General features: G+C 64.9%; 10 protein-coding genes. 2 read left to right on the top strand and 8 right to left on the bottom strand.

Annotated features, from left to right (window positions below):
* Positions 1-50 precede the first annotated feature (50 nt).
* Positions 51-635: a GTP cyclohydrolase I FolE gene (folE, locus tag ACOGJC_RS12630; protein ID WP_419845353.1), complete on the bottom strand. Its 585-nt coding sequence runs from the start codon at positions 633-635 to the stop codon at positions 51-53.
* A 35-nt stretch (positions 636-670) separates the two neighbouring features.
* Here folE and ACOGJC_RS12625 point away from each other — a divergent pair, with 35 nt between their 5' ends.
* The gene (locus tag ACOGJC_RS12625; RefSeq protein WP_419845352.1) at positions 671-3,106 is read left to right on the top strand and encodes a CaiB/BaiF CoA transferase family protein; all 2,436 of its coding nucleotides are present in this window, start codon (positions 671-673) and stop codon (positions 3,104-3,106) included.
* 65 nt (positions 3,107-3,171) lie between these two features.
* The gene (locus tag ACOGJC_RS12620; protein ID WP_419845351.1) at positions 3,172-6,669 is read left to right on the top strand and encodes an indolepyruvate ferredoxin oxidoreductase family protein; all 3,498 of its coding nucleotides are present in this window, start codon (positions 3,172-3,174) and stop codon (positions 6,667-6,669) included.
* Between the two features lie 6 nt (positions 6,670-6,675).
* On the opposite strand, the gene ACOGJC_RS12615 is transcribed toward ACOGJC_RS12620, so the two are convergent.
* The 7 genes from ACOGJC_RS12615 to ACOGJC_RS12585 all read right to left on the bottom strand — a co-directional run bounded on the left by ACOGJC_RS12615 (position 6,676) and on the right by ACOGJC_RS12585 (position 14,785).
* The gene (locus ACOGJC_RS12615) at positions 6,676-7,737 is read right to left on the bottom strand and encodes an ABC transporter permease (protein ID WP_419845350.1); all 1,062 of its coding nucleotides are present in this window, start codon (positions 7,735-7,737) and stop codon (positions 6,676-6,678) included.
* Entirely contained in the window at positions 7,730-8,857 is a 1,128-nt protein-coding gene (locus ACOGJC_RS12610) for an ABC transporter permease (RefSeq protein ID WP_419845349.1), read from the bottom strand. Before ACOGJC_RS12610 ends, ACOGJC_RS12615 begins: the two co-directional genes overlap by 8 nt.
* Before the next feature lie 40 nt (positions 8,858-8,897).
* Entirely contained in the window at positions 8,898-10,775 is a 1,878-nt protein-coding gene (locus tag ACOGJC_RS12605) for an ABC transporter substrate-binding protein (RefSeq protein ID WP_419845348.1), read from the bottom strand.
* 168 nt (positions 10,776-10,943) lie between these two features.
* Positions 10,944-12,812, bottom strand: coding sequence for an ABC transporter substrate-binding protein (locus ACOGJC_RS12600; RefSeq protein ID WP_419845347.1), 1,869 nt, complete (start codon positions 12,810-12,812; stop codon positions 10,944-10,946).
* Between the two features lie 121 nt (positions 12,813-12,933).
* On the bottom strand, positions 12,934-13,839 hold the full coding sequence (locus ACOGJC_RS12595; protein ID WP_419845346.1) for an alpha/beta fold hydrolase: 906 nt from the start codon (positions 13,837-13,839) through the stop codon (positions 12,934-12,936).
* A gap of 2 nt (positions 13,840-13,841) precedes the next feature.
* Positions 13,842-14,546, bottom strand: a complete 705-nt coding sequence (locus tag ACOGJC_RS12590) for a 4'-phosphopantetheinyl transferase family protein (protein WP_419845345.1) — start codon at positions 14,544-14,546, stop codon at positions 13,842-13,844.
* Positions 14,543-14,785, bottom strand: a complete 243-nt coding sequence (locus ACOGJC_RS12585; RefSeq protein WP_419845344.1) for an acyl carrier protein — start codon at positions 14,783-14,785, stop codon at positions 14,543-14,545. The genes ACOGJC_RS12590 and ACOGJC_RS12585 overlap by 4 nt, the downstream gene beginning before the upstream one ends.
* Positions 14,786-14,792 lie beyond the last annotated feature (7 nt).

Below are 14,792 nucleotides of genomic sequence, written 5' to 3'. Positions count from 1 at the left end.
TACCCCTGCGTTTTGGGGCTGCCCTATGCGAGTGGCCCACTGGACGGTTTTCAGCGGTCGATGAACCTCATGGCCTCGGCTCGGGTGGCGATGTCGGTCCGGAACAGGCCTCTCACCGCCGAGGTGACCGTGTTGGCCCCTGGCTTGCGGATGCCCCGCATCGACATGCACAGGTGCTCGGCCTCCACCACCACCAACACGCCCCGGGGGTTGAGGGCGCCTTCTATGGCGTCGGCAATCTGAGTGGTGAGCCGCTCCTGCACCTGGGGCATCCGGGAATACCCATCCACCACCCGGGCCAGCTTCGACAGCCCGGTGATGCACCCATCTTCGTTGGGGATGTAGCCCACATGGGCTTTGCCCAAAAACGGGATCAGGTGGTGCTCGCACAGCGAGTACAGCGGGATGTCGCGCACCAGGATCATCTCGTCGTGGTCGGCTTCGAACTGGCGGGTCAGGTGGGATGCGGGGTCTTCGTGCAGTCCCCCGCAGATCTTGGCGTACATGCGGGCCACCCGCGCGGGGGTTTCCAACAAGCCGTCTCGGTTCGGGTCCTCGCCGATGGCGGCCAGTAACTCCCGAACCGCGGCCTCAATCCGAGGCTGGTCCACCACGCTGGTTTTCTTGTCACCCATCGCCAACGACGGTAGCCCGCTAGTGTCACAAACTCATGGTTGGGCGGCCAGCGTTGGACGGGGTTCGGGTAGTCGATCTGGGCTGGGGCATCGCCGGGGGCTATGCCACGAAACTGCTGGCCGACGCGGGGGCCGATGTGGTGAAAGTAGAGCTACCCGACGGCGACCCGCTGCGGAGTTATTCGGCTTCCTTCGCCCCCATCGACGACCACGGTCCGCTGTTCGGGTTCTTGAACACCACCAAGAGATCCGTGGCGCTGGACTACCGGACACCAGAGGGGCGCGGCAGGCTGCTGGACCTGTACGCCACCGCCGAATTGGTTGTTGAGCGGTCCGAGCCCGGCGAACTCGAGGCCATGGGTTTGGGCTGGGAGGTACTGGCCGGGCGGCGGCCCGACGCCACCATGGTGTCGGTGTCCAATTTCGGGCGGGGTGGACCGTGGAGCCAGCGTCCGGCCAACGAATTCACGCTCATGGCCATCGCCGGATCGACCGCCACCCGGGGCCAACCGGGGAGGACCCCGTTCAACGCCGGCGGGCGCATCGGCGAGTGGATGGGTGGGTTGTCCGCGGCAGTGGCGGCCACCGCTGCGCTGCGCCGGGCCCGCCGCACCGGACAGGGCGACCACGTGGACCTCTCCCTGCTGGAGACCATCACCCCTACCTGCACCAACGTGCAGACCCTGTGGGGTTCGTTCACCGGCGACTACGACACCAAAGCCCTGCTGGAGGTGCCTTCAGTGGAACCCACCCGTGATGGCTACGTGGGGTTCTGCGTGTTCACCGGCCAGCAGTGGCAGGACTTCACCGTGCTGGTCGGCCACCCGGAGTGGGCCGACGATCCCCAGCTAGCCACCATGGGCGGACGCATCGCCGCCGGGGATTCCATAGCCGGGGCCATCAGGGAGTGGACCTCCTCTCGCACCACCGAAGAAGTGGTGCACGAGGCCATCTTGCTGCGCATCCCGGTCGCTCCGATCGGCAACGGCGCCAACCTGCCCGAGTTCGACCAGTTCGCCCAGCGGGGGGTGTACGTGCCCAACCCCGGCGGTGGCTTCGTCCAACCCCGGGTGCCCTACCGCAACAACACCCATCCGTCGGTTGCCTTTCGGCCCGCCCCCCGCCTGGGACAGCACACCGACGAGGTGGTGGGCGAGATGGTGCGGGGCGGCAGCCCCGCGGCCGCTACCCCACCGGCAGGCTCAGATCCGTCGGCCTCAGCCCATGCCCTTCCCCTGGACGGCGTCCGCGTGGTGGACATGACCGCCTTTTGGGCCGGCCCCTACGGAACTCTGGTATTGGCCTCTCTGGGGGCCGATGTCATCCATATCGAGTCGGTGCAGCGGCCCGACGGCATGAGATTCGGTTCAGCCCGCACCCCAGCCGACGACCAGTGGTGGGAGTTCGGCCCGACGTTTCAGCATGCCAACGTGGGCAAGCGATCGGTGACCTTGGACTTGACCCGGCCGGAGGGCATGGCGCTGTTGCGCCGACTAATCGAGGTGTCCGACGCTTTGGTGGAGAACTTCTCCCCTCGGGTCATCGACCAGTTCGGACTGGACTGGGACACGGTCAGCAAACTGAACCCCCGGCTGGTGATGGTCCGGATGCCGGCCTTCGGTTTGGACGGGCCGTGGCGAGATCGGGTGGGCTTCGCCCAAACCATGGAGCAGGTCAGCGGCATGTGCTGGCTGAGCGGCTACCCCGACACCGCGCCGCAGTTGGCCCGAGGCCCTTCCGATCCATTGGCCGGATTGCACGCGGCCTACGCGGTGATCTGCGGCCTGCACGCCCGGGAGCGCACCGGCAAGGGCAGCTTCGTGGAGGCCACCATGGTTGAGACCGCGCTCAATGCGGCAGCCGAGCAGGTTGTGGAGCATTCGGCTACCGGCCATCTCATGGAGCGGGATGCCAACCACCACCCGTATGCCTGTCCCCAAGGGGTTTACGCCTGCTCTGATGGTCAGCACATCGCCTTGTCAGTGGAAACCGACCAACACTGGCAGGGGCTGCTGGCAGCCGCGCCCGAGCTGGGGTTGGACCAGGTGCCGGACTCAGAGGCTCTGGCCGACCGCTACGCCGCCCGCCACCGATTCGACGAACTGATCGAGCCATGGTGCGGGGGTTTGCCGGCCGCTGAGGTGGTGGAGAGGCTCAACTCCTGCGGTGTTCCCGCCGCCGAGCTGGAGATCAGCCGAGGGGGCGATCGCAATCCCCAGGTGAACGCCCGCGGCTTCTACGAAGCAGTTGAACATCCCCTGGCCGGCACTCATCGCTTCCCGGCCTTCCCGGTGCGATTCGGCCATCAACCCGATCGCTGGTTTGCCCGCCCGGCCCCCACCCTCGGCGAGCACAATGCCGAGGTGCTGGGCGGCCTGCTCGGGGTGGACGAGGAAGAGATGGCCCGCCTCGAGGCCGCCCAGATCATCGGCACCCGTCCGGCATTCGCCCCTGCCAGCCCTGCTGTCTGATCTTCGGGTTGATGGACGAATTGCACAACACAATCTTGCATTCTTGCTCCTAGACTGACTTCCACATGACGGCCACCGAGTCGAATCGCAGCTACCGGCTCTCCGATCGCTTTACCAACGATTACGGAACGGTCTTCCTCACCGGCATTCAAGCCATGGCCCGCCTCCCATTGGAGCAACTTCGAGCCGATCGGGCGGCAGGCCTCAACACCGCAGCTTTCGCCGCCGGCTACCCCGGCTCGCCGCTGGGCGGGCTCGATTCCGCGCTGGCTCGGGCCGTGAGGGAATCGGGGGAAAGCGATGTGGTGCTGCGGCCGTCGGTGAACGAGGAGTATGCCGCCACTGCGGTGATGGGCAGCCAGCTCGCCGGGTCGAGGCCCGACGCCCGCTACGACGGGGTCATCGGCATCTGGTACGGCAAGGCTCCCGGTGTCGACCGGGCCTCCGATGCCATCCGCCACGCCATGTTCGCCGGCACCGATCCCTCAGGCGGTGTGGTGCTGCTGGCCGGCGACGATCCCGCGGCCAAGTCGTCCACCCTTCCGTCCACTTCAGCGGGGGTGCTGGCCGACCTGCACATCCCCGTGCTCTACCCCGGCGATCCCGCCGACGTGCTGGAGCTGGGCCGCCACGCCATCGCCATGAGCCGGGCCACCGGCCTGTGGGTGGCGTTGAAGATCGTGGCCAACGTGGCCGACGGCTCGGCCAACGTGAGCCTCGATCCCGACCGGGTCAACCCCCAGATCCCCTTGCATGAGGGCGCGCCCTACCAGCATCGCCCCGACCCCCGGCTGCTCACCCCCTACACCCTCGACATCGAGCGGGAGATCGTGGAGGTCCGCACCAACCTGGCTCTGAAGTACGCCGAGCTCAACCATCTCAACCGAGTGGTGGTGGACTCCCCCGACGCCTGGATAGGCATCATTTCCTCGGGCATCACCTACTGGGAGGTACGGGAGGCGCTGGCGGTGATCGGCTTGGACAGCGACGAAGCGATCTCCAGCGCCGGCATCCGGATGCTGCGCATGGGCCTGCCCATCCCGTTCAACGCTTCCACCATCAGGGACTTCGCCGCCGGGCTGGAAGAGGTTTTCGTCATCGAGGAGAAGACCCCCAACGTGGAGTCGAGGGCCAAAGATGCCCTGTACAACACTGCGCACCGGCCCCGGGTCGTGGGCGAGTTCGACGAGTTCGACCGGCGCCTCATCAAGAGCCATGGCGCCCTGCACGCCGACGACCTGGTGGGCCCGCTGCGCAGCCGATTGGCCCGTCTGGGCGACCGACTGACCTCGGAGCCCCCGGTGCGGGAGCGAATCCCCCTGGCGGTGAACCGCACTCCGTACTTCTGCTCGGGTTGCCCCCACAACCGCAGCACGGTCACCGACCCCGGTACCGCGGTGGGCGCCGGCATCGGCTGCCACACCATGATCCTGTTGGGGGGCGAGGAGCGCTACGGCGACATCGCCGGGCTCACCTGCATGGGCAGCGAGGGCACCCAGTGGATCGGCATGGCCCCGTTCGTGGACACCCCCCATCTGATCCAGAACATGGGCGACGGCACGTTCTTCCACTCCGGACAGCTGGCCATGACCGCGGCCATCGCCGCGGGGGTGAACATCACCTACAAGCTGCTGTGGAACGGGGCGGTGGCCATGACCGGGGGGCAGAATCCCACCGGCGGCATCCCCCTCGACCGGGTGTGCCGGTCGCTTCTGGCCCAAGGCGTGGTCCGCATCATCATCACCTCCGACGATCCGGCCCGCACCCGCCACCTCGGACTTCCCTCCGAGGTGGACGTGAGAGACCGCACCGAGCTGGCCGACGTGCAGCGGGAGCTGGCCGAGGTGGACGGGGTGACCGTGCTCATCCACGACCAGCGCTGTGCCGCCGAGCTGCGCCGGGACCGCAAACGGGGCAAGATCAGCCAACCCCAGACTCGGGTGGCCATCAACCACCGGGTGTGCGAGGGGTGCGGCCACTGTGCCGAAGTCTCCAACTGCCTGTCGGTGCAACCCTTCGACACCCCGTTCGGCCGCAAGACCACCATCGACCAGGACAGCTGCAACATCGACTTGTCGTGCCTGGAGGGAGACTGCCCGGCGTTCATCACCATTACCCGGCCGAAGCGGGCCAAGCGCCGACGGGCTCCCGACCGCGACCCGCTGGCGGTTCCACCCACACCCATTCCCTCTCCGCCGGAGTCGGCCGATGCCGACGTGAACATCCACATCACCGGCATCGGCGGAACCGGAGTGGTGACCACCGGCCAGCTCATCGGCACCGCAGCCATGCTCGACGGGTCCAACGTGCAGGGGCTCGACCAAATCGGCCTGTCGCAAAAGGCCGGCCCGGTGGTCAGCGACCTGCGCATCACCCGAAGCGGCCGTTCGGGCAGCAACCGGCTGGGTGACCGCCAAGCCGACCTGCTCTTGGCCTTCGACCTGCTGGTAGCAGCGTCGGCCACCGGCCTCGACGCGGCCGACGCGGCCCGCACCTCGGTGGTGGGATCGCTGGATGTGGTGCCGCCCGGTGCCAAGACGGCCCACCCCGAGATCGACATGCCCACTGCCGAAGAGCTACTGGAGCGGGTGCGGGTCGAGACCCGGGCCGACGCCCAATTCTGGGCGGGCGCATCCGACCTGGCCCAAGCACTGGTGGGCGACGCGGTGGGGGCCAACGTGTTCGTGGTGGGCATGGCCACCCAGACCGGGCTTTTGCCGGTGACGCCTGAGGCTCTGGAAACCGCCATAGAACTCAACGGAGTGGCAGTGGAACTGAACACCGCCGCGTTCCGCTGGGGACGCTGGTGGGTGGCCGACCAGGAGATGGTGGAAACCACCGCGGCGGGGCGACCGGCACCGGTGCCCGACGACGCCCGGGCGCTGGAGAACGACCACGCCAGCGTGCTGGGCCCCAAGCTGAGCGGCCGCATCGAAGAACTGTCCGAAGGAGACTCAGTGTTGGCCGCCGCCCTGGAACTGTTCGCCGCCGAGATAGTGAGGTTCCAGAACCGAGCGCTGGCCGCCCGCTATCTGGACGGGGTCGCCGAATTCGCCGCCGTTGAGCGAAGGGCGAACCCCGGCTCGGCTGCCCTGACCGCGGCAGTGGCCGCCGGCCTGTTCAAGCTCATGGCCTACAAAGACGAGTACGAAGTGGCCCGCCTGATGCTCGACCCCGACGGCCATGCCCCGGCCATGGCGGTTGCTGAGCCCGGCGACCGGCTGGCCTGGCGGCTGCACCCGCCCACCCTGCGCGCCATGGGCCGCAAGGACAAGATCGCCTTCTCGGTGAGGCGCTGGCGACCGATGTTCAGCTTATTGGCCAAGGGCAAGCGCCTGCGCGGCACCCCCTTCGATCCCTTCGGCCGGGCCCACGTCCGCCGAGAAGAGCGCCGACTGCCCGAGGAGTACCTCGCCGCATTGCGCCATGCCGTCGACGGTGCCGCCGCCCCCGACGACTTGCTCGACGCGGTGGCCATCGCCGAAGCCGCCGATCTGGTTCGCGGCTACGAACACATCAAGCTGGCCAACATCGAGCGCTTCCGCGCCGCCATCAGCCGATAGACCCGCCTAAATCTGGGCTTCGCGGGGGTCCCAGCGCTCGCGGGCCTTGTCGCCCACTCGGTTGAGGGCGAACACGGTCATGAACATCACGATGCCGGGCACGAACACCAGGTGGGGATGGTCCTGGTAGTTCTCCTGGCCCGCTTCGATCATGTTGCCCCAGGTGGGCTCCGGGGGCTGGATGCCCACCCCCAGGAAGCTGAGCGAGGCCTCGGCCACAATCAACACCGCGGTCACCAAAAAGGCGTAAGACAAAAGAGGCAAGGCCACGTTGGGCAACAGCTCACGGAAAATGACGCGCCGGTCCCCCGAGCCCATGGCTTTGGCCGCCAACACGAATTCCCGTTGGGCAAAGGTCAGCGTGTTGGCTCGGGACAATCGGATGTAGGTGGGGATGCCCAACAGAGACAGCTCCAACGCCATGGTCCACTGGTTCTGCTCGAACACCGTGGCCATAGCCACCAGCAAGATCAGCGGGGGGAAAGCCAGCATGGAATCGGCCAGAATGCCCACGCCGCTGTCGAGTGTTCCCCGGAAGTAGCCGGCGGTGATGCCGATGACCCCGCCGATCAACAGCCCGATCGCCACCGCCCCCAAGCTGATGATGAGCGAGGTGCGGGCCCCCCACATAACCCCGCCCAGCAGGTCGAGTTCTTGGCTGTTGGTACCCAAGGGGTGCCGGGAGAACAGATCAGGGCGGAGCCGCAGTCCTTCACCGAACGAATTCTTCACCAATTTGGATTCGGGCAGCGGCAACCACTGCACAGTTATGGCCCCAAGTCCGATCATGACCAACCAGACTCCGGACAGCCATGCGGAGGTATCGAACGCCGCACCCCAGCGTCTTTGGCAAATCGCATCCAATCCGAGATAGCCGGCCGCGATGCCAGCCAGCACCAGCAACACCCTTATCTCCGCGGTCATGCCGTTGAACACCATGGTGCCCAAGAAGATCAATGCGATGCCGATGGGCAAGAGCGGTGCCTGCCAGATTGGCCGGGGCACCGAGACCCGACCCCGGATCTCTGGCTCGCCTTGGGCGATGGTGCCAAACGCCGCCTCAGACACGGCCCCGCCTGATTCTGGGATCGAGGTACTGATAGGAGATATCGATGATGGCGTTCAGCAGCACATAGCCCACCGCCAACACCAGCACGCCTCCTTGAACCACGGTGTAGTTCTTGGGGAGCACGCCGAAGGCAACGATCAGTTTGCCGAGCCCCTCCAGTCCGAAAATGCTCTCGATGATCACCGTGCCGCCAATGAGCCGGCCGAGGGTAATGCCGGCAATGGTGATTAGGGAGAACGACGACGGCCGGAGCGCGTCGCGGAACAAGATCCGCCATGTGGGCATTCCCTTGGCCCGGGACGACAGCACGAACTGCTCTTGAAGGGTGGACAGCATGTCGGCCCGCAGCAGCCGGGTAAACACGGCGATCTCGCTCAAGGCCAAGGCGAGCGCGGGCAAAAACAGCGAGCGGAGCTGCTCCCGCCAATTGTCGTCGTAGCGGTGAGACGCCGTTCGGGGAAAGTCAGGCCATTGGATGAAGACCCAGAGCAATAGTCCGCTGACCACCAGGGCAGCGACCACATACCCCGCCCATCCAGAGAAATCTCTGCGCTCCTCCAACCATCGGCTGATGGCCAGGTAAACCAACCGCAGCGCAACCAAACCAACGATGATCAACCACAGATATCGGGGAACCGACTGCCGGAAAACAAAGAAGAAGATGAACAGCAAGGCGGCCAAAAACGTGGGGACCGAGATGAAGGTGAACATGGTGCCGCTCACCAACCGGTCGGCCCGGTTCCCCGCGGCGTGGGCCGACCACACTCCCAAGAAGATGGAGATGGTGAACGACATTCCCAGCGCCATGGCGGAGAGGCGCAGCGTGGGCCCAGCACTTCGCTGAAGCAGGTCGGAGACCGGCTCGTTGGGGGGACGCAACGAGTCGCCCAGATCACCGGTCAGCGCCCCGCCCAGCCAGTCGCCGTACCGCTCGGTGATGGGCTTATCCAGACCGAGCGACTTGCGGATGGCTTCTAGGTCCTCGAGGGTGGCGTCGGTTCCCAGCGCAACCGCAGCCGGATCACCGGGTATGAGGTCGATCAGGAAGAACGTGGCCAGGGAAACGAGGAAGAGCACCGGCACGAGCCGGATCAGCTTCAAGCCGACCACTCGCAGCACGGTGCTCTTCCTCCCCTAGAGCTCTAAGAACTCAGTTCGCTTAGTTCTCCATGTATGCGTTGCCGAACAGGAACAGCGTGGTCATGGAGCGCTGTACGCCCTTGATCTCCGGTGCGAGAGCCAAGCCCTCCTCGTTCACCGACCAGATCATGGTGGGCAGATGCTCCGCCCAGACGCACTGAACCGCAGCTAGCGCAGCCCGCTGATCTTCAAGCGTGCCTGCTCCGTACAGTCCGGTAAGCGCGTCATCCATAGCCTGGTTGCCGAAGCCGGTTCGGTTGGATGCGCTGTCGGAGCGGTAGTTCTGGTTCAGCGACGAGACCCACACTGCGCCGTCCATGTTGTGGCCCCAGCCCGACACTTCGTAGTCGGCCTGGATGATCACTCGGGGTATGAGGACGGTGGTGATGCCTCCATACTCGGCGGTCACGTCGAAGCCGACCCGCTCCAGCATGCCTTCAAAGGCCTGGCCGATGGCCGGGGCTGGATCCTGGTCGGTGTAGACGAAGAACAGGGAGCCGTCCCAGCCGGTTTCGGCCTTGACTTCCTCCACCAGCGCAGCGGCGGCGTCGGGATCGTAGGCCGGTTCCTGGTCGGCGCAGTCCTGCAACTCCTGCGACCACATCAGCGTGCCCTCGTGGGCCAAGGCGTTGGTCACGATGCCAGTGCCCTCGAAAGCCCGCTCGTTGATGAGCTGCCGGTCGACGGCGTGGTGGATGGCCTGGCGAATCCGGAAGTCCTGGCCGATCCTCTCGGCTCCTCGCACACCATTGTTGATGAGGAACACACCGCCCACGTTCTGGAGCTCGGTATTCAGCGCAGCACCGGCCTCGCGGGCGTCGGCGAACACCCGGGGATCACGCAGGAATGCGGCGTTGTAGTCCCCGGCCTGGAAGGCCTCCCAGTTGGCCGTGGAGCTGCCCGGGAAGGTGAACTCGATCTCCTCGATACACACCGGGCCACCCCAGTAGTTGTCGCGGGCCCTGAGCAGGGTGCGCACGTTGGGCTCCACCTCGACCACCTCATAGGGGCCGAAGCTGGCGGCGTTGACCAGATCGGGGGAAACCGCCATCCGGTTGCGGACCAGTCGCTCTGCACTGGTCTCCTCGGTGGCGTTGGCCGCCTCTTCTTCCAGCAGTTGGGCAATCACCCGCGGGTTGACGACCATGCCAGCCTCGTCGCCCAACACGAGCGAGAACGTGGACCACGGCTGGTGGAGCCGGAAAATGATGGTGTTGTCATCGGGCACCTCGGTGGACTCGAAGTCGATGGCCTGCACCGAGCCGGCAATGGTGTTGGTCACGCCGTTGCCCCGACCCTCCAGGAACCGCTGCATGTTGTCGATCACGTCTTGAGCGATGAACTCGTCGCCGTTGCCGTAGGTGATGCCCGAGGGGATCTTCAACGTCCACTCGGTGAAATCGTCATTGGAGGTGAGTGACTCCGCCACGTGGCCGTTGTACTGGCCGGCGTCGGGATCGAATGTCATCAGCACGTCCCACACGTTCACCAGCTCGGTACCGCCCACCAGCGATCCGCTGCTGGCGGTCGGATCCATATTGGCGTTGGGCGAGAAGTTCGCGTAGTTGATCTTGGTGCCCGCAACCGTGGCCTCGCAGCCGCCAGCCAGCTCTTCTTCAGCTGGAACGGCGGGGGCGACGTCTTCATCCTCTTCCACAGGAGCCGATATGGCGCTGTCGTCATCGCCGTCGTCGGCGGGCTCGGCGGGAGCTGGCTCGTCGTCGCCATCGTCAGCCGGGGCCGGCGCGGGCTCGTCGTCGCCGTCGTCGGCGGGCTCGGCGGGAGCTGGCTCGTCTGGGGCGGTTGCGACACCGTCATCGTCGTCGTTGCCGCAGGCCGCGGCCACCAGGCCGAAAACCATAAGCAACGCCAGCAGCTTCAAAATCCATGAACGCATGTCCACATCCCCCTCATTGAGCTAGGTCGTGACACTCTAGAAAACCAGGCCCCTACGGGCAAACGAAGCGGCCCCCCGACCCCCGGACGCGAACGGGGACTAGGACACGGATTCTGCCGTGCCCTAGTCCCCGTCCTTCGAACTTGCCCGACCTTCGAGCTTGACGGATCAGTTCTCGATGTAGGCGTTACCGAAGAGGAAGATAGTGGCGCCTGCCCGCTGGACGCCCTTGACATTCGGGGCGAGCACCAAGCCCTCCTCGGTCACCGAATAGACCATGGCGGGCAGTTGCTCCGACCAGACGCACTGCACTCCAGCCAACGCGGCTCGCTGATCATCCACGGTCGCGGCTCCGTAGAGCTCGCCCAGCGCAGCGTCCATGTCCGGGTGGGCGAATGCCATCCGGTTGGAGCCGCTGGTAGACAGCAGGTTGTCGTTGAGCGACGCGACCCAGGTTGCACCGTCGGCGTTGAAGCCCCAGCCGGCCATCTCATAGTCGGCCTGGATAATGACCCTGGGAATCAACACGGTGGTGACGGGACCGAGGTCCACCTCCACCTCGAAGCCGGCGGCCTCCAGCATTCCCTCCACCGCTTGGGCAATCTCGGGGCCGGGATCGGTGTCGGCGTGGACCAGCAACAGGGAGCCGTCCCAGCCGGTATCGGCCTTCACCTCTTCAACCAGTGCCGCGGCGGCATCTGGGTCGAAAGCCGGTTCCTGATCGGCGCATTCCTGCAACTCGGGCGACCACAGCAAGGTGCCCTCGTCGGCAATGGCATTAGTGGTATTGAGCTTGCCCTCGAAGGCCCGATCGTTGATGATCTCCCGGTTGATGGCGTGGTGGGCGGCTCGACGGATTCTGATGTCTTTTCCAATCACATCGGCACCACGGACTCCCTGGTTGAACAGGAACAGTCCGCCAACGTTCTGGAACTCCGAGCTCAGCACGGCACCCGCTTCCCGGGCATCGGCGAACACCCGCGGATCACGCAGGAATGCGGCATTGAAGTCGCCAGCCTGGAAGGCCTCCCAGTTGGCCGTGGAGCTGCCCGGGAAGGTGAACTCGATCTCCTCGATGCATACCGGGCCACCCCAGTAGTTGTCGCGGGCCCTGAGCAGGGTGCGCACGTTGGGCTCCACCTCCACCACCTCATAGGGGCCAAAGCTGGCTGCGTTGACGAGATCGGGGGTGACGGCCATCCGGTTGCGGACCAGACGGGCTGCGCTGGTTTCCTCGGTGGCGTTGGCCGCCTCTTCATCCAGAAGCTGGGCGATGATGCGCGGGTTCACGATCATGCCGGGCTCGTCGCCCAACAGCGTATGGAAGGTGCTCCAACCCCGATGGAGTCGGAATATCACTGTGCTGTCATCGGGGACTTCGGTGTTGTCGAAGTCGATGAGGGCCACCGAGCCGGCCGCCCGGTTGGTCATGCCGTCACCGCGGGAGTCAAAGAACCGGAGCATCGAGTCGACGACATCTTGGGCAACGAACTCATCGCCGTTGCCGTAGGTGATGCCCGAGCGGATCTTCAACGTCCACTCGGTGAAGTCGTCATTGGGGGTCAGCGATTCTGCGGCCTGGCCGTTGGACACACCAGCTGCGGGGTCGAACGCCATCAACACGTCCCACACGTTCACTAACTGGGTTCCGCCAACCAAGGCGCCGCTACTGCCGGTCGGGTCCATGTTGGCGTTGGGCGAGAAGACCGCGTAGTTGATCTTGGTGCCCGCCACTGTGGCCTCGCAGGGGGCCATCATCTCTTCGTCCGCAGGCTCATCGCCGTCGCCGTCGTCGGCAGGCTCAGCCGCAGGCTCATCGCCGTCGCCGTCGTCGGCAGGCTCAGCCGCAGGCTCATCGCCGTCGCCGTCGTCGGCAGGCTCAGCCGCAGGCTCATCGCCGTCGCCGTCGTCGGCAGGCTCAGCCGCAGGCTCATCAGGGCCAGTCGCGACCCCGTCATCGTCGTCGTTGCCACAAGCCGCGGCCACTAGGCCGAAGACCATCAACAACGCGAGCAGCTTCAGTAGATGTGAACGCATGGAGTTCTTCCCCCCTTGTGAGTGCCCGTCACTCTAGGTACAACTTTCATACCGAGCAACCGCGGACCTGACTTGTATCGGGGTGCCAAGAAGAGGCGGGCTGCGGTCTTCTTGCTCCCAGCTACACGAGCGCAGAGTCGATGAAATCGCGCATGACGGCAACGCACTCTTCAGGCTGCTCCAACTGGAGCATGTGGGTGGCGTCGGGCAGGAAGTCGTAGTCGACGCTGGAGATGTCGCTGAGGTTCAGCGACGGCAAGTACGAATAGGGCAGCGTGGGGTCGGCCCCGAGCACCTTGACCGGGCAGCGGATCTTTGAGAAGTCGATGAACGCCCCGAAGACGCTGGCGTAGTCGATGATCTGCGCTTCGTACTCCCGCGGGCATCGCAGCTCGAAGCCCTCCCCATCGGGGGATTCCCGCAGGGTGGTGTCGGCCAGCAGGTCAACCGTGCCAGGCACCGCCGCCTTGTAGGTGGGGAATATCCCGAATAGCTCGGTGAATGCGCTCTTGGTCTTGAACTGATGCGAGCGGCGCCGGGCCGACTTCGCCATGCGGATAGCGGCTTCTTCGAAGTCCCGAAAGTTCCTGCCCGGTTTGCATAGAGGCGGGTCGAACAGGACGAGCGCCGAATACTCGCTGCCCTTGGACTCAGAAATGAGGGGCGTGAGGCATGACACGGAGTGGAATACGCCAACCTGTGGTTTCTGGCCGAATTGCTCGCCAATCTCCTCAAGTATGCGATCGTGGTCGCCGACCAGCGTCGGAACACTGTGGTTTTCCAGGCCGCCAACTGGGTTCCAACCATGGTTTCTCAAGTCGTGGACGATGACGTCGAAGTCTTGGGTCAGGAGCGACCAGAACGGATAGTAGAAGTCGATGGCCAGACCATTCCCATGGCTGAGGATCAGTCGAGTGCCATCGGGGTTTCCGTGGCGACGAAGCAAGATGGACGACTCTTCGTCCATTTTCACTTCGTGGACAGACCGCGGCTCGGGAACGCTCCAAGCCGATTCCTGCTCCGTCACGTCTACGGGCTTACTTCATAGGCGATGGCGGCGGCGAATTCCCTCGTTCCCATATCTTCCAGGCACCAGGACGTATCGGGGATCTGAGCAAACTGGCAGATGCTTTTGGTCGCCCCATGGCGCATGTCTTCGGGGATCTCCAATTCTGCGACTTTCATGGAAAGTCCTTTGCCATGGGCCTTCACTAGCGCCTCTTTGATCGTCCAGAAGCGAAAAAACTTGTGCAACTGCTGACACCCGTCAAGCGACTCCAACTCGGCCTTCTCACGCGGGCTGAACACGCCTTCGATGAGGTTCTCAAGACTTCGACGAGCGGCCCGCTCCTCAACATCCACACCGAGGCGACCCTGGGGCGCCACGGCAATCAATCCGTGGTTGCCGCTGTGGCTCACGTTGAAGCTTATGGAAGCGGGCAAGCCGTTGACCAGGGCAAAGGGCTTGCCGTGCTTGGCGGCCTGGAATGCCAGCGATTCGTTTGGACAATCGATCTGGCGGCAGAGGACGGCACGGAGCGCGGCACGGCACAGCACATACCGCCGTTGAGCGACGGGGGATTGAAAACGCTCCCAGCGCGCGCTCTCTTCCCCGTCAAGCCACGTCAGAGCTTCGGCCTCGCGCCCCTGATCGGATTTCAGGTCGACGTGGAAAACGGCAATGGCACCAATGCTTTTGAACCGGCGCCACCAGCTATCTGTGTCGGTGATCAACCAGAGGAATCGAGATGGTTGATGAGGTCTTGAGGCGTCAAGAGCTCGGCGAACTCCTCAGCGGAGATATCGGTGCCGAACTCCTGGTTGACCATTTGCCAGAACGCCACGATGTCGGAAGAAGCCACACCGGCATCGGCAACGTTGCGAGACAGATCCAGAGGCTGACCGGCCTCTCGTCCCTCGATTTCCAAAGTCTGATCGACGATGGCCCTGATCCGCTCTTCAGTTGATGACATTGACCTG

It is taken from the genome of Candidatus Poriferisocius sp., from assembly GCF_965204015.1.
Lineage (GTDB): Bacteria > Actinomycetota > Acidimicrobiia > Acidimicrobiales > Bin134 > Poriferisocius.
This window is presented reverse-complemented; position numbering and strand designations above follow the sequence as displayed.

Coding starts and splice junctions, on each gene's coding strand:
- folE (WP_419845353.1), bottom strand. CDS start 635: ATGGGTGACAAGAAAACCAGCGTGGTGGACCAGCCTCGGATTGAGGCC.
- ACOGJC_RS12625 (WP_419845352.1), top strand. CDS start 671: ATGGTTGGGCGGCCAGCGTTGGACGGGGTTCGGGTAGTCGATCTGGGC.
- ACOGJC_RS12620 (WP_419845351.1), top strand. CDS start 3,172: ATGACGGCCACCGAGTCGAATCGCAGCTACCGGCTCTCCGATCGCTTT.
- ACOGJC_RS12605 (WP_419845348.1), bottom strand. CDS start 10,775: ATGCGTTCATGGATTTTGAAGCTGCTGGCGTTGCTTATGGTTTTCGGC.
- ACOGJC_RS12600 (WP_419845347.1), bottom strand. CDS start 12,812: ATGCGTTCACATCTACTGAAGCTGCTCGCGTTGTTGATGGTCTTCGGC.
- ACOGJC_RS12585 (WP_419845344.1), bottom strand. CDS start 14,785: ATGTCATCAACTGAAGAGCGGATCAGGGCCATCGTCGATCAGACTTTG.